Source organism: Sulfitobacter sp. 1A15258 (assembly GCF_043557045.1).
GTDB lineage: Bacteria > Pseudomonadota > Alphaproteobacteria > Rhodobacterales > Rhodobacteraceae > Sulfitobacter > Sulfitobacter faviae.
In genome coordinates, this window is the sequence record NZ_JBIFFK010000001.1 from 621,851 (window position 1) to 643,604 (window position 21,754).

At 63.6% G+C, this 21,754-nt stretch carries 25 protein-coding genes; 7 read left to right on the forward strand and 18 right to left on the reverse strand.

The window, feature by feature from the left end:
• Window positions 1-72: 72 nt before the first annotated feature.
• The 12 genes from ACGYK9_RS03140 to ACGYK9_RS03195 all read right to left on the reverse strand — a co-directional run bounded on the left by ACGYK9_RS03140 (window position 73) and on the right by ACGYK9_RS03195 (window position 10,601).
• Complete coding sequence (locus ACGYK9_RS03140) at window positions 73-441, reverse strand: Rid family hydrolase (RefSeq protein ID WP_394408436.1); 369 nt, start codon at window positions 439-441, stop codon at window positions 73-75.
• A 67-nt stretch (window positions 442-508) separates the two neighbouring features.
• A complete protein-coding gene (gene clpX, locus ACGYK9_RS03145; RefSeq protein WP_271689851.1) occupies window positions 509-1,777 on the reverse strand; it encodes an ATP-dependent Clp protease ATP-binding subunit ClpX in 1,269 nt (422 codons plus the stop codon).
• A gap of 124 nt (window positions 1,778-1,901) precedes the next feature.
• Complete coding sequence (locus ACGYK9_RS03150; protein ID WP_067267539.1) at window positions 1,902-2,558, reverse strand: ATP-dependent Clp protease proteolytic subunit; 657 nt, start codon at window positions 2,556-2,558, stop codon at window positions 1,902-1,904.
• A gap of 121 nt (window positions 2,559-2,679) precedes the next feature.
• Window positions 2,680-3,735, reverse strand: a complete 1,056-nt coding sequence (locus tag ACGYK9_RS03155; protein ID WP_394408439.1) for a c-type cytochrome — start codon at window positions 3,733-3,735, stop codon at window positions 2,680-2,682.
• A complete protein-coding gene (gene soxC / locus ACGYK9_RS03160; protein WP_394408442.1) occupies window positions 3,719-4,981 on the reverse strand; it encodes a sulfite dehydrogenase in 1,263 nt (420 codons plus the stop codon). Before soxC ends, ACGYK9_RS03155 begins: the two co-directional genes overlap by 17 nt.
• A gap of 73 nt (window positions 4,982-5,054) precedes the next feature.
• On the reverse strand, window positions 5,055-6,755 hold the full coding sequence (gene soxB, locus ACGYK9_RS03165) for a thiosulfohydrolase SoxB (protein WP_394408445.1): 1,701 nt from the start codon (window positions 6,753-6,755) through the stop codon (window positions 5,055-5,057).
• Window positions 6,756-6,842: 87 nt separating this feature from the next.
• Window positions 6,843-7,694: a sulfur oxidation c-type cytochrome SoxA gene (gene soxA, locus ACGYK9_RS03170; protein ID WP_394408448.1), complete on the reverse strand. Its 852-nt coding sequence runs from the start codon at window positions 7,692-7,694 to the stop codon at window positions 6,843-6,845.
• 44 nt (window positions 7,695-7,738) lie between these two features.
• Window positions 7,739-8,068, reverse strand: a complete 330-nt coding sequence (gene soxZ, locus ACGYK9_RS03175) for a thiosulfate oxidation carrier complex protein SoxZ (protein ID WP_322329644.1) — start codon at window positions 8,066-8,068, stop codon at window positions 7,739-7,741.
• Between the two features lie 31 nt (window positions 8,069-8,099).
• Window positions 8,100-8,519, reverse strand: a complete 420-nt coding sequence (gene soxY / locus ACGYK9_RS03180) for a thiosulfate oxidation carrier protein SoxY (protein WP_168613463.1) — start codon at window positions 8,517-8,519, stop codon at window positions 8,100-8,102.
• A 119-nt stretch (window positions 8,520-8,638) separates the two neighbouring features.
• Entirely contained in the window at window positions 8,639-9,115 is a 477-nt protein-coding gene (gene soxX, locus ACGYK9_RS03185; RefSeq protein WP_394408451.1) for a sulfur oxidation c-type cytochrome SoxX, read from the reverse strand.
• Between the two features lie 135 nt (window positions 9,116-9,250).
• Entirely contained in the window at window positions 9,251-9,835 is a 585-nt protein-coding gene (locus ACGYK9_RS03190; RefSeq protein WP_394408454.1) for a thioredoxin family protein, read from the reverse strand.
• Window positions 9,836-9,863: 28 nt separating this feature from the next.
• Window positions 9,864-10,601 (reverse strand): cytochrome c biogenesis CcdA family protein, encoded by a 738-nt coding sequence (locus tag ACGYK9_RS03195; protein WP_394408457.1) that lies wholly within the window; start codon window positions 10,599-10,601, stop codon window positions 9,864-9,866.
• Between the two features lie 97 nt (window positions 10,602-10,698).
• On the opposite strand from ACGYK9_RS03195, the gene ACGYK9_RS03200 reads away from it, so the two are divergent.
• The 4 genes from ACGYK9_RS03200 to ACGYK9_RS03215 all read left to right on the forward strand — a co-directional run bounded on the left by ACGYK9_RS03200 (window position 10,699) and on the right by ACGYK9_RS03215 (window position 14,534).
• Window positions 10,699-11,061, forward strand: a complete 363-nt coding sequence (locus tag ACGYK9_RS03200) for a hypothetical protein (RefSeq protein WP_394408460.1) — start codon at window positions 10,699-10,701, stop codon at window positions 11,059-11,061.
• Window positions 11,058-11,396 carry an ArsR/SmtB family transcription factor gene (locus tag ACGYK9_RS03205; RefSeq protein WP_394408467.1) on the forward strand — a complete coding sequence of 113 codons (339 nt, stop codon included), beginning with the start codon at window positions 11,058-11,060 and terminating at the stop codon, window positions 11,394-11,396. The genes ACGYK9_RS03200 and ACGYK9_RS03205 overlap by 4 nt, the downstream gene beginning before the upstream one ends.
• Window positions 11,389-12,447 carry a YeeE/YedE family protein gene (locus tag ACGYK9_RS03210; protein WP_394408470.1) on the forward strand — a complete coding sequence of 353 codons (1,059 nt, stop codon included), beginning with the start codon at window positions 11,389-11,391 and terminating at the stop codon, window positions 12,445-12,447. The genes ACGYK9_RS03205 and ACGYK9_RS03210 overlap by 8 nt, the downstream gene beginning before the upstream one ends.
• 65 nt (window positions 12,448-12,512) lie before the next feature.
• Entirely contained in the window at window positions 12,513-14,534 is a 2,022-nt protein-coding gene (locus ACGYK9_RS03215) for a PhoX family protein (RefSeq protein ID WP_394408473.1), read from the forward strand.
• 112 nt (window positions 14,535-14,646) lie between these two features.
• Here ACGYK9_RS03215 and ACGYK9_RS03220 read toward each other — a convergent pair whose 3' ends face one another.
• A complete protein-coding gene (locus tag ACGYK9_RS03220) occupies window positions 14,647-15,792 on the reverse strand; it encodes a zinc ABC transporter substrate-binding protein (protein ID WP_394408476.1) in 1,146 nt (381 codons plus the stop codon).
• 83 nt (window positions 15,793-15,875) lie between these two features.
• On the opposite strand from ACGYK9_RS03220, the gene ACGYK9_RS03225 reads away from it, so the two are divergent.
• From ACGYK9_RS03225 to ACGYK9_RS03235, 3 genes are read left to right on the forward strand one after another with little or no spacing between them, the layout of a single operon-like run.
• The gene (locus ACGYK9_RS03225; RefSeq protein WP_067267520.1) at window positions 15,876-16,355 is read left to right on the forward strand and encodes a Fur family transcriptional regulator; all 480 of its coding nucleotides are present in this window, start codon (window positions 15,876-15,878) and stop codon (window positions 16,353-16,355) included.
• Window positions 16,352-17,110, forward strand: coding sequence for a metal ABC transporter ATP-binding protein (locus ACGYK9_RS03230; RefSeq protein WP_394408479.1), 759 nt, complete (start codon window positions 16,352-16,354; stop codon window positions 17,108-17,110). The genes ACGYK9_RS03225 and ACGYK9_RS03230 overlap by 4 nt, the downstream gene beginning before the upstream one ends.
• Window positions 17,103-17,909: a metal ABC transporter permease gene (locus ACGYK9_RS03235; RefSeq protein WP_394408482.1), complete on the forward strand. Its 807-nt coding sequence runs from the start codon at window positions 17,103-17,105 to the stop codon at window positions 17,907-17,909. The genes ACGYK9_RS03230 and ACGYK9_RS03235 overlap by 8 nt, the downstream gene beginning before the upstream one ends.
• A gap of 18 nt (window positions 17,910-17,927) precedes the next feature.
• Here ACGYK9_RS03235 and ACGYK9_RS03240 read toward each other — a convergent pair whose 3' ends face one another.
• The 5 genes from ACGYK9_RS03240 to ACGYK9_RS03260 are packed head-to-tail and all read right to left on the reverse strand — an operon-like array spanning window position 17,928 to window position 21,700.
• Window positions 17,928-18,326 carry a RidA family protein gene (locus ACGYK9_RS03240; RefSeq protein WP_394408485.1) on the reverse strand — a complete coding sequence of 133 codons (399 nt, stop codon included), beginning with the start codon at window positions 18,324-18,326 and terminating at the stop codon, window positions 17,928-17,930.
• Between the two features lie 23 nt (window positions 18,327-18,349).
• Complete coding sequence (locus ACGYK9_RS03245) at window positions 18,350-19,039, reverse strand: ABC transporter ATP-binding protein (protein ID WP_394408488.1); 690 nt, start codon at window positions 19,037-19,039, stop codon at window positions 18,350-18,352.
• The gene (locus ACGYK9_RS03250; protein WP_394408491.1) at window positions 19,036-19,803 is read right to left on the reverse strand and encodes an ABC transporter ATP-binding protein; all 768 of its coding nucleotides are present in this window, start codon (window positions 19,801-19,803) and stop codon (window positions 19,036-19,038) included. The genes ACGYK9_RS03245 and ACGYK9_RS03250 overlap by 4 nt, the downstream gene beginning before the upstream one ends.
• Window positions 19,796-20,779 (reverse strand): branched-chain amino acid ABC transporter permease, encoded by a 984-nt coding sequence (locus tag ACGYK9_RS03255; RefSeq protein WP_394408494.1) that lies wholly within the window; start codon window positions 20,777-20,779, stop codon window positions 19,796-19,798. Before ACGYK9_RS03255 ends, ACGYK9_RS03250 begins: the two co-directional genes overlap by 8 nt.
• A gap of 3 nt (window positions 20,780-20,782) precedes the next feature.
• Window positions 20,783-21,700 carry a branched-chain amino acid ABC transporter permease gene (locus ACGYK9_RS03260; protein WP_394408497.1) on the reverse strand — a complete coding sequence of 306 codons (918 nt, stop codon included), beginning with the start codon at window positions 21,698-21,700 and terminating at the stop codon, window positions 20,783-20,785.
• Window positions 21,701-21,754: the final 54 nt, after the last annotated feature.

Here is a 21,754-nt window from a genome sequence, read left to right on the forward strand (position 1 = left end):
CACCATGGAGGCTTTGGCGTCCAGCCTCACCGCGCAGGAGGTTCCCTGCAAGGCAGGATTCACCGCCGTAAGTTAACCTTCTGCCGCCGCGCGCAGAAGGGCCGTGCATTCAATCTCGATCCGGTATTTCGGGTCGATCAGCCCGCATTCGATCATCGTCGCGGCGGGCGGATGCGCGCCGAAGGCCGCCCGTAGAAGCGGCCAGCAAGCTTCGAACTCCGCCGCGTCGAACAGCATATAGGTGACGCGCACCACATGGGCGAAATCACTGCCCGCCTCGGCCAAGGCCGCCTCGATCGTTGCCAGTGCCGCCGCGCATCGCGCCGTCACCTCTGCCCCCTCACCCACGGTGCCCGAGACATGGACCATGCCCCCCGCCACCACTGCGCGGCTATAGCCGATCTTGTCCTCATAGATGCCGCCCGATGAAATGCGCCGCATCAAACCCTCCCCTGAAACGCGAAAGGGCGGACCAGATGGCCCGCCCCTATGAATTCGCCTAGCACGATTAGCCCGCGCTGGCTGGTTCTTTGCTTTCGCTGTCGGCGTGGATCATCAGCGGCTTGGCCTCCGATGTGACGGCCTCCTCGTTGACGACCACTTCGCTCACCGTCTCCAGCCCCGGCAGTTCGAACATCGTGTCGAGCAGGATGTCTTCGAGAATGGAGCGCAGACCCCGGGCGCCGGTTTTCCGCTCGATGGCGCGTTTGGCAATGGCTTGCAGCGCGTCATCGGTGAAGGTCAGCTGCGTGTCCTCCAATTCGAACAGACGCTGGTACTGTTTGACCAAAGCGTTCTTCGGCTCAGTCAGGATGGTGACCAAAGCGTCCTCGTCCAGATCTTCGAGCGTCGCCAGAACCGGAAGACGGCCCACGAATTCCGGGATCAGGCCGAACTTCAGCAGATCTTCGGGTTCGAGATCGGTGAAAATCTCACCAATGCCGCGGGCGTCATTGTCACGCACATCGGCGCCGAAGCCCATGGCAGAGCCCTTGCCGCGCTGCGCGATGATCTTGTCGAGACCGGCAAAAGCACCGCCGCAGATGAAGAGGATGTTCGTGGTGTCCACTTGCAGGAACTCCTGCTGCGGATGCTTGCGCCCGCCCTGCGGCGGGACAGAGGCCACGGTGCCTTCCATCAGTTTCAAGAGCGCCTGCTGCACGCCCTCGCCCGACACGTCGCGGGTGATCGAGGGGTTTTCCGACTTGCGGGTGATCTTGTCGACCTCGTCGATATAGACGATGCCGCGCTGTGCCCGCTCGACGTTGTATTCCGACGCCTGCAACAGCTTGAGAATGATGTTCTCCACATCCTCACCGACATAGCCGGCTTCGGTCAGCGTGGTCGCATCGGCCATGGTGAAGGGCACATCAAGGATGCGCGCCAGCGTCTGCGCCAGCAACGTCTTGCCGCAGCCGGTGGGGCCGATCAGCAGGATGTTGGATTTCGCCAGTTCGATATCGCCGCCCTTCTGGGCGTGGTTCAACCGCTTGTAGTGGTTGTGGACCGCCACCGAGAGCACGCGCTTGGCCATCGCCTGACCGATCACATAGTCGTCCAACACGCCGCAGATGTCGCGGGGCGTGGGCACGCCGTCGGTCGCCTTGAGGCCCGATGCTTTGGTCTCTTCTCGGATGATATCCATGCACAGCTCGACGCATTCGTCGCAGATGAACACGGTCGGCCCCGCAATCAGCTTGCGCACCTCGTGCTGGCTCTTGCCGCAGAAGCTACAGTAGAGCGTATTTTTGCTGTCGTTGCCGGAATTATTCGCCATCTCAAACCTTTCAGGTCTGTCGTGTATGTCCGCCCCGGTCTTGGGGCCGCGAGATTTGGCCTCAAGCTTAGGCCAGTGACCCCGGCGCTACAATCGCAAAATATGCAGCGCCGGGCCCCTTCGATTACTTGTCTTTCTTGTCCTTGCCACCGGCGGCAGCCTCATCGGCCTTGCCACGGCTTTCGACGATCTCATCGAGATGGCCCCATTCCTTGGCTTCCTCCGGCGTCATCCACAGATCACGGTCGAGCGCTTTTTGAACGGTTTCCAGCGGCTGGCCGGAGTGTTTGACATAAAGCTGATACATCCGCTCACGGGTGCGTTCGATGTGGCGCGCCGAGATCAGGATATCTTCGGCCATGCCCTGCGAGCCGCCGGAGGGCTGGTGGATCATCACCTCGGCATTGGGCAGCGCGAAACGCATGCCCTTTTCGCCGCCGATCGCGATGACCGACCCCATGGAGGCCGCCATGCCGCAGATCAGGGTGGAGACCTTGGGCTTGATGTATTGCATCGTGTCGTAAATCGACAGGCCCGCCGTCACCTCGCCACCGGGCGAGTTGATGTACATGCTGATTTCCTTGGAGGGGTTCTCGGCCTCAAGGTGCAGCAGCTGGGCGACGACCAGATGGCTCATCCCGCTGTGGATCGGGCCGTTGACGAAGATGATCCGCTCTTTCAGCAGACGCGAGAAGATGTCGTAGGACCGCTCGCCCCGGCTGGTTTGCTCAACCACCATCGGGACAAGCGTGTTCATATAGGTGTTGATCGGATCGTTCATGCGTGCCTGCCTCAGTTCCTGTTCGCGGGACCATACCCGCAAAACTGTTACCCAGAGATTAGTCCCCCCGGTATGGGGGTTCAAGGGGGGCAGGCACGACAGTCTGCGCTAATCGCGCCGATCACTCCGACGCGTCGCGCAGGTAGGCGATCAACGCGTCGATATCCTCGGGCTTGCGCACACCCCGGAACGACATTTTAGTGCCTTTCATGAAGCCCTTAGGGTCCGCCAGAAAGGCGCTCAACTCATCGTGAGACCAGACCAACCCCTCCGCTGCCGCGGCCTGCATGGCTTTGGAGTAGCGAAAGCCGTCAACCGCGCCCGCCGGGCCATCCACGATGCCGTTCAGCATCGGGCCGACACGGTTCTTGGCCTTGGCGCCGATCTGGTGGCAGGATTTGCATTTGCGAAACACCTTCTCCCCCGCTTTGATCTGCGCGGGGTTAGCAGCGGGGGCTTCGGCCATCTCTGCCGGCGCAGGGGTTTCTTCGGGTGCAGGTTCCGCCTTTGGTTTGGCTTCTTCGGCCTTCGCCTCCGCGGCAGCTTTAGCGGCGGTTTCCTCGGGCGTCACGTCCAGCACGGCGGCGCGCATGGTAATCTCAACCGAAGGTTTGCAATCGCTCATACAGGGGTCCTGTTTGAAAGACGCAAACTCCACCTCGGCCCGGTCATCAGACTTGAAGGCATCCTCGTTCGGCAAACGAACCTCAGCGAAGTTCTCAGACGAGAGCACGAAATCCTCATCCACCTCATCATTGAGATAGAGCAGATAGGCGGTGATCGCATAAACTTCGTCATCGGTCAGCGACTGCGCATCGCCAAAGGGCATCGCGCGGTTCACATAGTCGTAAACCGTTGAAAGGTATGGCCAATAGCTGCCGATCGTCTTGACGGGGCGCATGTCGGTCAGGCTGCCCTGCCCACCCGCGAGGACCGGCCAACGGCCCGTGCCCTCGCCAAAGACGCCGTGGCAGGAGGCGCATTTCGCGGTGTAAATCTCATCCCCGGTCATCACGTCGCCACGGCCCTCGGGCAGACCTGTGCCGTCAGGGCGCACGTCGATATCCCACAGCGCGACTTCTTCGGGGGTGGCGGAGCGGCCGAGGCCCAGAGGCTCAGCGGCCAGCGGGCTTGCCAGCGCGGTGGTCAGGAGGGCAGCTTTAAGAAATCTCGACATTTTCGGCCTTTCCGTCTGCATCGACCGCCCAGGTCTGGATGCCATTGTTGTGGTAGATCGAATTCTCGCCCCGGACCGCGCGCAGCGCGTCCTTCGTGGGCTGGACGTAGCCGGTGCTGTCATGCGCGCGGCTTTGCAGCAGCAGGGGTTTGCCGTCCCATTCGAAGTCGAAGTAGAAGCGGTGCAGCGCCTTGGGCGTGCTCGGCCCGTCCATCCGCGCCTGATGCCATGTGATGCCACCATCCAGTGTCACATCCACGCGCGGGATCGTGCCGCGGCCCGACCAAGCGAGGCCGGTCAGAACGGTCGGCCCCGGGCCGTGGGTGATCGGCGCCTGTGGGCTGGGGTTGGTGATGACCGACTTCGCGTCCATCTCCCAAGTGAAGCGCCGCGCCACACCATCGGCCATGAGGTCGGTATATTTGCTGGTTTCCTCGCGGTGGTGCCAAGGCTGGTCGCCGACCTCAAGCCGGCGCAGCCATTTGACCCACATGTTGCCCTCCCAGCCGGGCACGACGAGGCGCACCGGGTAGCCTTGTTCGGGGCGCAGCGCCTCGCCGTTCATCTTGAAGGCCACGAGGCAATCGTCGAGCGCCTTTTCCATCGGGATCGAGCGGCTCATCGCCGCGGCATCCGCGCCCTCGGCCAGCAGCCACTTGCCTTCGGGCTTCACACCCGCCTCCTCCAGCACCAGCCGCAGTGGCACGCCGGTGTATTGCACGTTGTGTATCATGCCGTGGGTGAACTGGCAGCCATTAAGCTGCGAGCCGCGCCACTCCATCCCGGAGTTGGCGGCACATTCGAGGAAGTAAACGTGGTTTTCGCGGGGGAAGCGGTGCAGGTCGTCCATCGTCAGCACCAGCGGCTTGTCGACCAGCCCGTTGATCATCAGCCGGTGCTTTGCCGGGTCGACCTTGGCGACGCCCGAATGGTGCCGCTCGAAACACAGCCCGTTGGGGGTGATTGTGCCGTCGAGGTCATGCAGCGGGGTGAAGTTGATCGAGCTCACCGGGTCGGCGGTCAGCCATTCCACGGTGCGGCGTTTCACATCCGCCTCATGCGGCGAAGGCATCCCGTAGGGCGCGACATCGACGCCGTCCCCCAACTCCTGCATCCATGGATGGATCGCAATGCCCGGATCGGTCTGCGCGGCACTGGCTTGCCCTGCCAGCGTCCCCGCGGCCGCCGCCCCTGCCCCCGTCAGAAAGGCACGGCGCGATGGCCCCTTGTGGTTCTCTTCTGTCATGTCGTGGCCCTCACATATTCAAATTCATTTTATTGAATTTGTATCTATGTGAGAACCCCTATTCTCATTTTTCTTACTTTGGCAGAACGATTTTCACTGGGGTCCGGGCGCCTTCGCCCACGGTGTTCAGTTTCGAGATATGGCTTTCCACCACGTCCCAGATCGGCGGGCCTTCGGTGCCCTCGTTGACGGAGGCCCAACCGGCCACGACATAGCTGCGCTGCGGGTCGATGGGCTCGCCGGTGCTCAAGAGGGTCATCTCGCTAATCCGCTCGCCCTGCGGCTTGGCGATGTCCATCTTGAAGCCCATGCCACCGACGCGCACCATGTCGCCGCCCTGCTGGTAATAGGGGTCCGGGTTGAACAGGTTGTCGCCCACGTCCTCCAGCACGACTTTCAGGAATTCGCCCGTCATTTCCGTGCGGTAGGCATTGGGATAGGTCATGGCAGTGACGTTGAAGATGTCCTCGCGGGTGATGTCCTGCCCCGGCAGGATCGACGGCCCCCAACGCACCCCGGGGCTGAGCGCAATCTCGGCGTCACGTTCGCTCAGCAGCGCATCGCAGATGAGGTCGTCCCACGTGCCGTTGAAGTTGCCGCGGCGGTAGAGCAGCGCATCGCTCTGCCCCACCACATGGGTCAGTTCCTCAAGGAAGGGCGCGCGCTGTGCATCGATCAGCTTGGCCACCTCCGCGTCCGGCGTGATCAGGTCCGAGAAGATTGGGATGAGCTTGTGCCGCAGCCCCATCATCTTGCCGTCGCGCACGTCCAGATCGACGCGAGAGACGAATTTCCCGTTCGAGCCGGAGGCGATGATATGCGTCTCGCCCACCAGCACCGGTTCGGGCAGCGCGTCATGGGTGTGGCCCGAGAGGATCACGTCGATCCCTTTGACGATCCCGGCCATCTTCTTGTCGACGTCGAAACCGTTGTGGCTCAGACAGACGACCAGTTCAGCACCTTTGCTGCGCACCTCGTCGACCATCTGCTGCATATGCTCGTCGCGGATGCCAAAGGAGTATTCGGGGAACATCCAGCCGGGGTTGGCGATGGGCATATAGGGAAAGGCCTGCCCGATGACGGCGATCTTCACGCCGCCGCGCTCGAAGAACTCGTAGGGCTTGAACAGTTCCGCCGGCTCATCCCATTCACGGTCAAAAATGTTCTGGCCGAGGGCGGCAAAGGGCAGCCCTTCGACGATCTCCTGTACCCGTTCGGAGCCCAGTGTGAACTCCCAGTGGAAAGTCATCGCGTCGGGCTTCAGCGCGTTCATCACGTTGACCATGTCCTGCCCTTCGCTCTTGAGACAGGTCATCGAGCCGTGCCAGGTGTCGCCGCCATCCAAGAGCAGCGCGTCGGGCCGGTCAGCACGGATGGCGTTCAGCACGGTGGCCACGCGGTCGAGCCCGCCGACCTTCCCGTAGGCCTGTGCTTGGGCCACGAAATCGTCGTAGGTCAGGGCATAATCCAACGGCGTGCCGCCGCCGATGCCGTAGCGGACGCGGAAATCCTCGCCGGTGATATGGGGCACCTTGCCGCGGTTCTCGCCGACGCCGATGTTCACGGCGGGCTCGCGGAAATAGATCGGCTTCAGCTGGGCATGGATGTCGGTCACATGCATCAGGGTGACATTGCCGAACTTCTCGAACTCCAGAAGCGCGTCCTGATCAAAGCGGTCCTGCGCCGCCAGCCGCGCCCAGTTGCCGAAGCCCGAGCCGCCATAGATGGAGGCCGCGGCCATGGACATTTGCAGAAAATCACGGCGAGACAGCATGTTACGCTCCAGCACTTGAAAACAGGGAAAGGCCCCGCCCCCATGCGGGGGGCGGGATCATGTCAGGCGAAACGCCCGGAAATTAAATCAGTTACGCACCGAGGGGGCTTCGACCGACAGGCCGTTGCCGCGGCTGGCGACGTAAAGCTCCAGCGCCACGAACTCGGGGCTGCCGGGCTTGAAGGTCTCGGCCCGCGTGTCGCGCACGCAGCCCTTGAAACGCGCATGGGCGCTGTTGAGCTTGGTGTTTTTCAGACGGTAGACCGGGAAGCCGTTGATCTGGCCCTGGCTCAGGTGGTCGGCCCGGATCATGTTGCCGTAGTTGTCCTCGTGGCAATTGGCGCAGCTCAGCTCAAGCTGGCCGTAGCGGGTGTAGTACATCTCCTTGCCCTGCTCCCATGTGCTCTGGGCCGGGCCGTCGATCGCCACATTGACCGGCATGCCGCGCGACTGGACCGAGATCAGCGCCTCCATCGCCGTCATCTGGCTGCCGGTGTATTTGTAGGGCTCCGCGCCCATCTGGTTCTCACGGCAGTCGTTGATCTGCTGCGCCAGCGTGCGCACCTCGCCCGCGTCCTCGTTCCACTTCGGGTAGACCGCGCGGACCCCCTTCATCGAGGTCTCCACGTCGTTGTGGCAGGAGGCGCAGGATTTGCCCTCGCTGCCCTCTGCCGTGTCCCACGCCGCCTGCGCCTGATCGACAAAGATCATGCCGGAGTTGTCGAAGTCGTCCATTTGAAGCTGCTGCGTCTCGTCCGAGCGGAAACGCCAGCCAGACATGATCTCGGGCAAAGCGCCGTCGAGATGCGCAGGCGCATCGGTCTTGGTCACCATCTCGATCTCGCCGTTGACGACAAGCTCGGCCTCCTCATCGGCGGACCCCAGCGTGGGGGCGGCCACCAAAAGCGCCGCGAGAGCGGTCATTGCCTTGAATTTCATGTCTTTCCTCCCTGTTCCATGCGCCGGCCGGCCACCCCTGAGGGTTAGCCGATGGCGATGGATTTGACTTCTTCGTAGACCGAACCGTCGTCGTCGTACCACGTGAACTTGAACTCACCCGCTTCCGGAACGGTGGCGTCGAATTCGAAATAGGGGTTGGTCGACATCGCCGGTTCCATCTTCACATCGATCACGCTCTCGCCGTTGAACTCGGCGGTGAAGCGGTTGATGATCGAACGCGGGATGACGTTGCCGTCGCTGTCCTTGCGCTGGCCCGATTCCATCGGGTGGCTGATCAGCGTCTTGATCGTGATGACCTCGCCGGCCTCGGCCTTTTTCGGCACTTTGACGCGGGGTGTTACACCTTCTGCCATTCTCTAAACTCCTGATTTGGGGCGTGCGGGCTTAGCCGCCGCAGCCACCGATTGTAACTTTGATCTCAGCGCTGGTGCGGGCGAAGGTGCCGTCTTCCAGTTTGGCGATGGCGATGACATCTTGGGTCTGCGCCAGCCGGATGCGGGTGGAGGCGCTGCGGCTGCCTGCCAGCGGGCCAAAGTTGAAGGTGCCCACGGGCGGCGTCGGGTTGCCCGCAGCCAGCACCATGATGGCCGAAGCGCCCGGTGCCTCGACCGAGATTGGCACGGTGTTGCCGTTCTCGGCGATCTCGGGCGCGGTCAGGGTCACGCCGGTGTCGGCCATGTCGGCCCCGCCGGTGAATTCCGCGATCAGTTCGTCCACCGTGGCGGCCGAAGCCCCCACCGGCAGGATGGTCAGCGCCATGGCGCCAAGGCCGAGGCCCAGGGTTTCACGTCTTGAGAAGTTCATCTCTCGTCTCCTTGTTCGTACGGGCGCAGCGCGCCGTCATTCCATTCCGCGATGCGCTGATCGCGATCTCTTGCACCGGTCCCCCGCCACCGCTTGCTCAGCGCGGCCGGCGGGCCGCGTTACTCTTCCTTAAGCGTCGCCAGAAAGGCCACGACATCTTCGATTTGCTGCGCATCCAGCAGCGGCGGCAAAGGCTCGGTCCCCGCCTTGCCGGTGAAGCCATCGCCGGGGCGGACATAGCCGCTGGTCTTGTAGTAGGAAGGCATCATCGAGCCTTCGAAAGTCATCTTGCTGTTGGCTACGATCCCGCGCAACTCAGCCTCGTTCCAGCGGTCGCCAGCACCGTCGAGCATCGGACCGATTTCGCCCTGAAAGGGAACATCGCTGAGCGCGCTGATCTGGTGGCAAGCCACACAGTTGCCCGCCTTCTTGCTGCCGACGATGGCCGCACCCTTGGCGGCATCGCCGGGTGTCCCGGTCAGGGATTGTTCAACCGAACCATAGTCATCATAGGTCACGTCGGCAGGTGCCACGGTTTCAGCGGCGGCCAGAACGGGCGCGCCCGACACAATTGCGGCGGCGATCCATCTCATCATCGAAAACTTCCTCCCAGTGCCGATCACGGTGATGTGTGATCCGGTTTACCTGACCCTAAGACAGGGATGCGGCGCGGCGCAACAACAAATTCAAACTTTTGAATAGCTTTCCCCGTGCGGCGCCGCTTTCCCCGGTCAATCGGTGCTGCCATTGTTGCGCTCTTGGATCATCCGCGCGTGGTAGCGTTGGAAATCCTCATCGCCGTCGAGCGCGTAGCGTTCCTCGTTCACCCAAGTGAGCATATCAAGCGTCGTGCCTTTGCCAAACGCCCCCGGCATCACCGCCACCGCCGCCTGCGGCGCGGTCGCGTCTTCGGCCACCTCATGGGGCAGGAACATCAGCGTCGGGGTGAAGAGAATCCCCCATTTCCGCGCCATCTGCTTTTCCGAGAGCGTCTCCCCGTCGAAATCGGTCACTTCGATATCGCCATGCAGGTTCAGCTGCACAACGAAATAATTCTCTTCAATGTAATTGGCGATTTCGGGGGCTGGGAAAACCTCTTTGTGCATCTTGGTGCAATAGATGCAGCCGCGCTGTTCGAACATCAGCATCAGACGTTTGTCCTCGCCCCTAGCCTCCTCCAGATCCTCACGCAGGTCTTTGAAGGTGTCGCGCATCCAGGGCGTCTTGTGCAGCCCGTCGTCGCCCAGCTCCGCCGCGGCCAAAGGCCATGCCAGCATCGCCGCCGCCACTGCGGCTCCTATCCTCGATCCGATCATCTTGGCGTCCTCCTCCTGATTGTTGCGTCTATCCTAACGTCGTGAAGCTGGGGAACCAACGGATCATCGCATCCGCGATCAGTTGCACCCCGCCGGTCACGATCAGCACGGCAAAGAGGATCAGCATCACCCCCATCGCCTTTTCCACCTTTTGCACCAGCGCCATATGCCGCGCGGCCCAGTTGAGAAACGGTTTGGCGAAAAGCGCGGCCACCACGAAGGGCGCGGTCATCCCCGCGCCATAGGCGGCTAGCAACAGCCCGCCCCGGGCGATATCGCCCATGCCTGAGGCGATCATCAAGATCGCCGCCAGCGCGGGGCCGACACAGGGTGTCCAGCCAAAGCCGAAGGCCAGCCCCATGACATAGGCGCCCCAGACCGAGGTGGGCTTGCCGCCCCCCTCCAGCCGCGCCTCGCGGTAGAGCAGCGGCACTTTGATCACGCCGAGGAAGTGCAGGCCAAAGACCGTCAGGATCGCTGCCGCCACCCAGCTCAGCGGCTCAAGGTACTGGGTGAACACCTGCCCGATGGCCGTGGCACCCATGCCGAGCAGAACGAAGATCGTCGTGACCCCAAGCGCGAAGAGCAGCGAAGACAACACCAAGCGCCGCTGCGCCCCCGGCGCGATTGCGCCATCGCTGCGCAATTCGGTCACGCTGAGCCCCGCCATATAGCTAAGATAGAATGGCACCATCGGCAGAATACAGGGCGTAAAGAAGCTGAGCAGCCCTGCGAAAAGCGCGCCTGCATAGGTGATGTCGAACATGTTACCCCCCGCCCGCGCCGCGCCGGTCCGCCGCGCTTGAACAATTCACATATTCAAATTACGTTGAGTGTCATCCAAACGTCAATCAGGCAAGCCGATGATCCGCACACTGACCGCTCTGAGCTTCGCGGCGCTGACCGCCCAGCCCCTTGGGGCGGTGGAACTGGTCATGGTCGAACAGCCCGGCTGCATCTATTGCCAACGTTGGGACGAAGAGATTGCCCCCGCCTATCCCAAGACCGCCGAGGGCGAATTTGCCCCGCTGCGCCGCGTCGACATCTCGGCGGTCGAGGACAGCGTCACCCCACAGCGCGCGGTGGTGTTTACGCCGACCTTCCTGCTGGTTGAAGATGACACCGAACTGGGCCGGCTCGAAGGCTACCCCGGTGCGGAGTTCTTCTGGCCCATGCTGAATATGCTATTACGCGACAAGACTGATTTCGAGGAATTGACCGAATGACAGCCCTGCCCGTGATTAACCCCGACATGTCCGAAGAGGACATGGACCGGATGCTGACCAACGCCGTGACCGCGTCGAACTTTCTTAAGGCGATCAGCCATGAGGGGCGGTTGATGATCCTGTGTCACCTCGTTTCGGGAGAGAAGTCGGTGAGCGAGTTGGAAGCCCTGCTCTCGACCCGGCAAGCCGCCGTATCGCAGCAACTGTCGCGCCTCAGGCTCGAAGGGCTGGTGACTCCGCGTCGGGACGGTAAAACGATCTACTACCGGCTTGCCGATGACCGGCCCCGCAAAATGCTGGAACTGGTCTACGAATTGTTCTGCAAGGATGATTGAGCTTTGGGGCCAGCCGCTGACCGCCGCCCTTCTGGGCGGGCTGGGCGGCGTGTTGCTGGGCCTCGCCGCACGATTGGGGCGGTTTTGCACCCTCGGCGCGATCGAAGACCTGCTTTATGGCGGATCGGGCGACCGGATGCGGATGTGGGGTCTGGCCATCGGCGTGGCGATGCTGGGCAGTTTCACCCTTGCCAGCTTGGGGCTGATCAACCTCGACCGCGCCTTTCACTTGACGATTGCCTTCTCATGGGCGCCTGCGGTCTTTGGCGGGCTGATCTTCGGCTACGGCATGGCGCTGGCGGGCACCTGCGGCTTTGGCGCTTTGGCGCGGCTTGGCGGGGGTGACCTGCGCGCCTTCGTCATTGTCTTGGTCATGGGGCTTGCGGCTTTTGCCGTGCTCTCCGGCCCGCTTGCCCCGGCGCGCGCCCTGCTCTTCCCGCGCCAGATGAACGCGGGGCCGCCTGTCGGCATCGCACATGTGCTGTCGGCCTTCATGGGCGGATCGGTGCCGCTGATCGGCATCCTGCTCGGCCTCGTGGTCTGCCTGCTGATGCTCAGCGCCCGCAGCTTTCGTGGCGATCTGCGCAAAGTGGTCTGGGGCGCCGTGGCCGGGCTGGCGATCACCTCGGGCTGGGCGGGCACGGCGTGGCTGGCGCGGACCGGTTTTGGCGCGCAAACGCTCATGTCACATAGCTATGCCGCCCCCGTGGGAGAGACGCTGCTCTATGCGATGCAGGGCTCGGTTCGCCCGCTCAGCTTTGGCATCGGCTCGGTCGCGGGGGTCTGGGTCGGGGCCTTTCTGGGTTCGCTCTGGCAGGGGCATTTCCGCTGGGAAGCCTGCGAAGACCCGCGCGAACTCCGCCGCCAGATATTCGGCGCGGGGTTGATGGGAGCTGGTGCGGTGATCGCCATGGGCTGCACCATCGGGCAAGGCATCTCGGCCATCTCGGTGCTGGCCTTCAGCGGGCCGGTGACCCTCGCCGCGATCTTTGCGGGCGCGGCTTTGGGCCTGCGCCAACTCATCGTAGGATTTCGCCGCAGCACAGTCTGACGCGTCATAAAACCGTGACAGTCATGGTGCAAATGGAGGCCAGCCAAGTCACCTGAGGAAGCATGATGACCCGCCGCGAGATTCTCAACGACCCCGCCATCGGCAACAAGGCCGAAGCCTTTGAGGCATTCGACGACATCCCCACCAATGCGAACCTGTCACGCACCATCGGCGATGTGATCAACGCCCGCTATGGCCGCCGCGACATCCTGCGCGGCATGCTTGGGGTGTCGGCCACCACCGCCCTTTTCGGCAGTGCCGCCGCCATCGCCCCGTCCAAGGCCCGCGCCGCCGAAAGCCGCTATGTCTTTGACGAGCTGGCATGGGGCAATGACGAGACCCACCACGTTGCCCCCGGCTATGACGCGCAGATCCTGCTGCGGTGGGGCGACCCGATCACCGCCGATGCGCCGGAATTCGACGTGATGAACCAGACCGCCGCCGCGCAGTCGAAGCAGTTCGGCTATAACAACGACTATGTGGGCTTCGTGCCCCTGAACGACGACGCCAGCCGCGGGCTGCTCTGCGTGAACCACGAATACACCAACGAAGAGGTCATGTTCCCCGGTCTTGGCCGTCAGGACAAGGTGAACTTCAAAGGCATGACGCCTGAGTTGATCGACATCGAAATGGCAGCCCACGGCGGCTCGGTCATCGAGATCGCCCGCGACGCGGCGGGCAAATGGCAGGTGGTGCGCGACGGCAAGATGAACCGCCGCATCACCCCGCTCGACACCGCGATGACGCTGAGCGGCCCCGCCGCCGGTCACGCGCGGCTGAAAACCAACGACGACCCCAGCGGCACCAAAGTCATCGGCACGCTCAACAACTGCGCGGGCGGGCTGACCCCTTGGGGCACATGGCTGATGGCCGAAGAGAACTTCCACGGCTATTTCTGGACCAACAAGCTGGATGCCGACGGCAAGCCCGACATCGCCGGTGCCGCGGAAGAGAAATCTTGGGACCGTTACGGCGTGCCGGGCATGTGGTACGCTTGGGGCCTAAAACACGACCGTTTCAACGTGGACGCCGAGCCGAACATGCCCAATAAGTTCGGCTGGGTGGTCGAGGTTGACCCGATGGACCCGACCTCAACCCCCGTCAAACGCACCGCTCTGGGCCGTTTCCGTCATGAGGGCGCCGAGACCACGGTGAGCAAAGATGGCAAGCTTGTGGTCTATATGGGCGACGACAACCGCTTTGACTATCAATACAAATACGTGTCTGCCGGGACGGTCTCCGATGATCCGGCGGCCAATGGCACTCTGCTGGACGATGGCACGCTTTACGTCGCGCGGTTCGAAGAGGACGGCACGATCAACTGGCTGCCGCTGGTGCATGGCACCGGGCCGCTGACCGCCGAAAATGGGTTCAACGACCAAGGCGACGTGATGATCGACACCCGTCTGGCCGCCGACCTGCTGGGCGCCACCCCGATGGACCGCCCCGAAGACGCGCAGCCGCGTGGCGATGGCACGGCCTATATCCTGCTGACCAACAACACCAAGCGCAAGCAGGGCGACACCAACGCCGCCAACCCGCGCCCGGAAAGCAGCTTTGGCCATATCATCGAGATCAAGGAAGCGAATGCCGACCACGCTGCCACCAGCGGCACATGGTCGATCCTCGTGCAATGCGGTGACCCAAAGGTGGCCGAGGTCGGCGCCCAGTGGAACCCTGAGACATCGGAAAACGGCTGGTTCGGCAGCCCCGACAATGCCGCGATGGATGCCGACGGGCGCCTCTGGATCAGCACCGATCAGGGCAGCAGCTGGGGCAAGACCGGCAAATCCGATGGGCTCTACGCGCTTGAAACCGAAGGCGAAGCGCGCGGCACCTCGAAGCTCTTCTTCCGCTGCCCCATCGGCGGTGAGATGTGCGGCCCCTACTTCACCGAGGATGGCGAAACGCTCTTTGTCGCGGTGCAGCACCCGGGTACGGATGGCACCAAGGACATCCCTGGTTTCGAGCGGGAAAGCACCTTTGAGGACCCGGCCACCCGCTGGCCCGACTTCGACCCCAAGATGCCCCCGCGCCCTGCGGTGGTCGTCATTACCAAGCAAGGCGGCGGTAAGATCGCCGTCTGATCAGAATTCTATAAAAGTCATTTCAGCATGTAAGATGTGGTGCAGCTTCCCCGGCTGCACCACTTTTTATTGGGCTGTTTTTTTTGGCCGTTCTGTTCGGCCAGCGCCTAAATCAGTCCGACAGGCAGTCAGACATGCTCTGCGCCATGCCGCGCAGCAGTTCGGGGTAGAAAGAAACACCCAGTTCCAGATCCGCGCCGATCGGGTCAAGCGTGCCGGTCCCGGTCTCCTGCCCTTCGGTCACGGCGGCAATCAGGCCGGGGTTGAACTGCGGCTCGGCAAAGACGCATTTCGCGCCGCTCTCGGCCACTAGGTCGCGCAGCTCTGCCACACGCGCAGCCCCCGGGGCGCGGGCGTCATTCTCGCTGATGGCGCCACGGGCTTCGATGTCGAAACGCGCTTCGAAATAGTGGTAGGCGTCATGGAAGACGATGAAGGGGCGGTCTTTGACCGGGGCGAGAGTCTCGGCGATGTCTTCCTCCAAGACCGCAAGCTCGGCCTGAGCGGCCTCGGCGTTCTCACGGTATTGCGCGGCGTTCTCGGGGTCTAGCTCCGCCAGCGCCTCGGCGATCTGGCCCAGCCAAAGCTGCCCGTTGCGCGGGTCGAGCCAGACGTGGGGATCGTCGCCGTCATGGGCGTGATCGTGACCTTCATGGCCGTGGTCGTCGTGGCCGTGATCGTCATGATCGTGGTCGTCGTGACCGTGGTCGTCATGGCCGTGGTCGTCGTGATCCTTCTCGCCATGTCCGTGATCGTCATGATCCCCGTGGTCGTGCCCCTCGTGGTCATGTTCCTCGTGGCCGTCGTCATCATGCCCATGCGCGTCGTGGTCATGCCCTTCCTCGGCGTGATCATGGCCCTCGTGACCCTCATGCCCCTCATTACCGTGGCTATGCGGCTCAAAGGTCGCCCCTTCGCGGAAGGCCAGAACCCGCGCGCCGGGCTGCTCCATCAAGGCCAGATGGCTGGCGCTGCTGGCCAGCGATTGCAGCGGATCGGCCAGCCATGGGGTCAGCGACGGGCCGACCCAAACGACCAAATCGGCCCCGCTCAGCGCGCGCGCCTCGGAGGGGCGCATGGCATAGCCATGGGGCGAGCTGCGCGGCGGCACGATGAGGTCGGGGGTGCCGACCCCTTCCATCACCTGCGACACCAGCCCATGCACCGGGGCGATATCTGTCGCAACGGCGGGGACATCCGCCCAAAGCGGCGACGCAGCAGCGACGAGAACGGCGGCGGGGAGCGTGAAACGATACATGGCAGACCTTCAAAATGTTATAGTATCACCTTGCTAACACCGCTGTTATAACATATCAATACCGAAACGAATTGAGGTTTCCCATGCGCCCCATAGGATTTAGTGATCATGACCACGCCGCCTGCGTGCGGAGCACCATGCAGGTGGCCGAAGCGCAATGCGCCGAACGCGGCCTGCGGCTGACCCCGGTGCGCCGCCGCGCGCTGGAGATCCTGCTGTCGGAACACCGCGCCTTGGGCGCCTATGACCTGCTCGCCCGACTGTCGGCCGAGGGTCTGGGCGCGCAGCCCCCCGTGGCCTATCGCGCCTTGGATTTTCTGGTGAAGGCGGGGCTTGCCCATAAGATCGAAGCGCTTAACGCCTATGTCGGCTGCGTGCATCCGGGCGAAGACCACGCGCCCGCCTTTCTGATCTGCCGCAGCTGCCGCTCGGTGGCGGAGGCCGACACCACCCCGAACAAAAGCCGCCTTGGCGATGCCGCCCGCGCCGCCGGGTTCCGCATTGAGCGCAGCGTGGTCGAGGCCGAGGGCCTCTGCCCCGCCTGTCAGGAGCCCGGTGCATGAGCCTGATCAATACGCGCGGCCTGACCCTGCGCCACGACGGTCAGATCGCCCTGCGCGACGTGAACTTCAATATCGACGCTGGTGAGATCGTCACCATCGTCGGCCCCAACGGGTCGGGCAAATCCAGCCTGCTGCGCGCGCTGATCGGCGCGCTGAAACCGGCTGCGGGCAAGATCACCCGCAAACCGGGGCTGCGCATCGGCTATGTGCCGCAAAAGCTGCAAATCGACGCGACCCTGCCGCTCACCGTGCGCCGTTTCATCAACCTGCCCCGCCGCCAGAAGCCCGAAGCGATCCGCGACGCGCTGGCCACCGCTGGCGTGCCGGAACTGGCAGAGCGGCAGATGGTCGACCTCTCGGGCGGGCAATTCCAACGCGTGCTGCTGGCCCGCGCCCTGCTGGAAAGGCCCGATCTGCTGATCCTCGACGAGGCGACGCAGGGGCTGGACCAGCCCGGCTCCGCCGCCTTTTACCGCCAGATCGAAGCCGTGCGCCAAGACCTCGGTTGCGCCGTGCTGATGGTCAGCCATGATCTGCACGTCGTCATGGCGGCGAGCGACCGTGTGCTCTGCCTCAACGGCCATGTCTGCTGCGAAGGCACGCCCGAGACGGTCTCCGAAGCGCCCGAATACCGCGCCCTCTTTGGCAGCGGCACCCAAGGGGCGCTGGCGCTCTACCGGCACGATCACGACCATCACCACCACCATCACGGCGCCGCCTGTGACGGCCACCACCAAGAGATTGAGAATGCTTGACGATTTCATTCTGCGCGCCGCCCTCGCGGGTCTTGGCGTAGCGCTGGCCGCCGCCCCTTTGGGCTGTTTCGTGATCTGGCGCCGCATGGCCTATTTCGGCGATGCCACCAGCCATGCCGCCCTCTTGGGCGTGGCGCTGGCGCTGGCGACCGATCTGCCGATCACCGCGGGCGTGCTTTTAGTGGCGCTCGTCATGGCGCTGGTGATCAGCACGCTTTCGGGCCGCAATGTCAGCGCCGACGCGCTTTTGGGCGTGATGGCCCATTCCGCGCTGGCGCTTGGTTTGGTGGCTGTCTCACTGCTGCCGGGACAGCGGGTCGATCTGTCGTCCTACCTCTTTGGTGAAATCCTCGCCGTCACGCGCTTTGACCTTGGCGTGATCTGGGGTGGAGCCGTCGCGGTGGCGCTGTTGCTGGCGTGGCGCTGGTCGGCGCTGTTGGCGGCGACGTTGAACCCCGATCTGGCACAGGCCGCAGGCGGCAATCCCCGGCGCGAGCAGTTGATCCTGACGCTGGCGCTGGCGATCATGGTCGCGGTGGCGATCAAAGTGGTCGGCGCGTTGCTGATCGCGGCGATGCTGATCATCCCCGCCGCCACCGCCCGCCCCTTTGCCCGCACGCCGGAAACCATGGCTTTTTGGGCCATGGGTCTGGGCGCGGTAGCGGCGCTCGGGGGGCTGCTGGCCTCATTGGAGTTCGACACACCGACAGGGCCGAGCATCGTCAGCATCGCGGCGGGTCTCTTTGCACTTTCCTCCGCCTTTTCGGCGGCCCTTCCGGTGCTGCGCCGCCGGGGGTGACCCCGACGGCGGCTTGGCTTAGCGCGCGATCACCGCGTCGGCTTCGATCTCAAGCTTGGCCTCATCCTCGACCAGACCGGCGACGACCACCATCGCCATGGCTGGGAAATGCTTACCCATGACCTCGCGATAGGCCCGGCCCACGTCCTTTTGCGCGGCGAGATATTCTTTCTTATCCGTGACATACCACGTCAGCCGGGTGATATCCTCGGGCGTGCCGCCGGCGGCTTCGACCACGTCGCGGATGTTTTGCAGCGCCTGTTTCATCTGGCCGATGAAGTCATGGCATTCGAACTTCTGCTCGGCGGTCCAGCCGATCTGACCGCCGACGAACAGATGGCCATCCCCGCTCAGCATGCCGTTTGCATAGCCTTTCGCGGGGGCCCAACCTTCGGGCTGAATGATTTGATGCGACATGTCGTGTTCCTTTTTGTTAACAGTCACACGCCGAGGAATTGGTCGGCGATTTGGGAATCGAGCGCGGGCATCGGACCAGACCAGACCGAGCGGCCACGTTCGAGGATAACGGCGTGATCGGCGACGCGCCGCAGCTCGGCGAGGGATTTGTCCACCACCAGAAGCGCCAGACCGCTGTCGCGCTTCAGCTCGGCCACGGCGGCCCAGATTTCTTGGCGCACCACCGGGGCCAACCCCTCGGTCGCCTCATCCAACAGCAGGAGTTGCGGGTTGGTCATCAGCGCGCGGCCAATCGCCAGCATCTGCTGCTCCCCGCCCGAGAGCGAGCCTGCCGCCTGATCCCGCCGCTCCCCCAAACGGGGGAAGAGCTTGACCACCCGCGCCTCGTCCCATTCGCCGGGGCGCGCGGCAGCGATGAGGTTTTCGTGCACCGTCAGCGGCGCGAAACAACGCCGCCCTTCGGGCACCAGCCCCAGCCCCGCCTGCGCGGCGCGGAACGAAGGCAGCGCCGCGATGTCGCGCCCATCGAAATGCAGGCTGCCGCCGCTGTGCTTCAGCATCCGGCAGATGACCTTGATGGTCGAGGATTTGCCCATCCCGTTGCGCCCCATCAGCGCACAGACCTCGCCCGCCTCCAGCGCCAGATCGACGCCGAAAAGCGCCTGCGTCGGCCCGTAGGAGGCAGTGATGTCTTTGAGTTCCAGCAGGCTCATGCTGCGTCCTCCTCGCCAAGATAGGCCACGCGGACCTGTGGATCGGCCTTGATCTCGGCCGCTGTGCCGCTGGCGATGATGCGCCCGTAGACCAGCACGGAAATCCGGTCCGCCAGGGCAAAGACCGCGTCCATGTCGTGTTCCACCAGCAGGATCGGCGCCTCGGCGCGCAGCCCGTCGAGAAAACCGGTCATCTCTTTCGAGCCACTTGCCCCGAGACCGGCCATCGGTTCATCCATCAAGAACACCTTGGGCCGCAGGGTCAGCGCCACGGCGACCTCGAGTTGCCGGCGTTGCCCGTGCGACAGGTCCGAGGTGCGGGTGGCCGCGTGATCGGCCAGCCCCACCAGTTCCAGCGCCCGCATCGCCTCGGCCCGCAGTTCCTGTTGCCGCATCACAGGGGCGAAGAAGCGCATCACCCGGCCCGATTGGCCAAGCGCGCCCAGAACCGCGTTCTGCAGCACGGTATATTCCATGGCGAGCGAGGAGATCTGAAAGGTCCGCCCCAGCCCCGCCCGCGCCCGCTGCACGGTGCTGAGCGGCGTCACGTCCTGCCCCGCGAAATGCACCGAGCCGCTGTCGGAGCGCAGTTCGCCCGCGATCTGCTTGATCAGCGTCGATTTGCCCGCGCCGTTGGGACCGATTAGCGCATGGATCTCGCCCGGGCGCAGGGTGATCGAGACATCGTCCGTCGCCTTCAACGCGCCAAAGCTCTTGTTCAGATTGCGTACGTCCAGAAGCGGTTGAACATTCATATCAGTCATGGGCCACCTCCCGTCCGGCGATCAGGCCGATCATGCCGCCCCGGGCAAAAAGCACCACCATCAACAAAAGGAAGCCGAGGTAGATGTGCCAGAACTCCGACAGCCCGCCCAGAACATGCTCCAACAGGATAAAGAGCGCCGCCCCGGCCACCGGACCAAAGAGCCGCCCCACCCCGCCGAGGATCACGAAAATCATGATCTCGCCGCTGGTCTGCCAAGAGAACATCGTGGGGCTGACGAAACGGTTGAGATCGGCAAATAGCGCGCCCGCAAGGCCGGTGACGGCACCGGAGATGACAAAGGCCACGAGCCGCAGCCGGAAGGGCGCGAGGCCGACGCTTTCGACCCGCTCGGCGTTCTGACGCGCGGCCGAAAGCGCGAGCCCGAAGGGCGCCCGTGCCAGACGGCCTGCAAAAAGCAACACCAGCGCGAGAATGGTAAAGGCGATGCAGAAGAAGGTCAGCGGATCGAGCGTGTTCAGCCCCGGAAAACCGTTGCGCACATAGATCGACAGCCCGTCCTCGCCGCCATAGGCCGGCCAGGAAATCGCGAAGTAAAAGAGCATCTGCCCGAAGGCCAGCGTAACCATGATGAAATAGACGCCCGAGGTGCGCAAAGACAGCGCGCCGATCAGCAGCGCGGCCAGCGCCGAGACCACGATCGCCACGAGCCAGATCACCGGCATCGATTTGGTCCCCTCGATCAGTAAGGGGCTTTCCATCAGCGGCGTATAGCTCTGCGCATGGGCCGCGAGGATGCCCATGGCATAGCCGCCGAGCCCGAAGAAAGCCGCGTGGCCAAAACTCACCAAACCGCCGAGGCCGAGCGCGATGTTCAGCCCCACTCCGGCTAGCGCGAGGATCGCGGCCTTGGTCGCCAGCGTGATGATGAAAGGCTCATCGAGGGCAAAGGCGGCCAGCGCCGTGACCGGCAACAGCAGGAACAGGAAGGTATTCAGGATCGTTTCGCGGTGCATGGCTCAAGCCTCCCCGAACAGGCCGGTGGGTTTGAACAACAAGACCCCCGCCATGAGAATGTAGATCGACATGGAGGCGAGCGAGGAGCCGACTGAAGTCGCGGCCGAAGCCTCCATGAAATTGGCAAAGAAGAGCGGCAGCAGGACCGAACCCAAGGTGTCCGTCAGCCCCACCAGCAGCGCCCCGATAAGCGCGCCCTTGATCGAACCGATGCCGCCGATGACGATGACCACGAAGGCGAGGATCAGCACCGGTTCGCCCATGCCGACCTGTACCGATTGGATCGCGCCCACCAGCGCGCCGGCCAGCCCCGCAAGCGCGGCACCAAGCGCAAAGATCAGCGTGTAAAGCTTGGCGATGTCGACACCGAGCGCGGCAATCATCTCGCGGTCGGCCTCGCCCGCGCGGATTTGGATGCCGATGCGGGTGCGGGCGATCAGCAGGAAGAGACCGGCGGCGATGGCAAGGCCCACGCCGATGATGACGAGGCGATAAAGCGGATACTGGATGCCGCCCGGCAGCGTCACCGGCCCCGCCAGCGCGGCGGGAATGTCGAGAAACAGCGGGAAGGAGCCAAAGAAGAAGCGCGTGCCCTCGGAGAAAATCAGGATCATCGCGAAGGTCGCCAGAACCTGATCGAGGTGGTCGCGGTCATAAAGGCGGCGGATCACCGTCATCTCGATCAGGCAGCCCGCTAAGGCGGCAGCGGCAAGTGCGGCCACCAGCGCAAGAAGGAAAGACCCCGTAGCCGCCGCCACCGCCGCCGCAGCAAAAGCGCCGACCATGTAGAGCGACCCATGGGCGAGATTGATCAGCCCCATAACCCCGAAGATGAGCGTAAGCCCGGCGGCCATGAGAAACAACATGACCCCGGATTGGACCCCGTTCAGCACCTGTTCGACGAGCAGGATGAATGACATTTGGCAAAGCCTCCCGGCGCGCCGGACGAAGCCCGGCGTGAAAGCGTTAGTTTG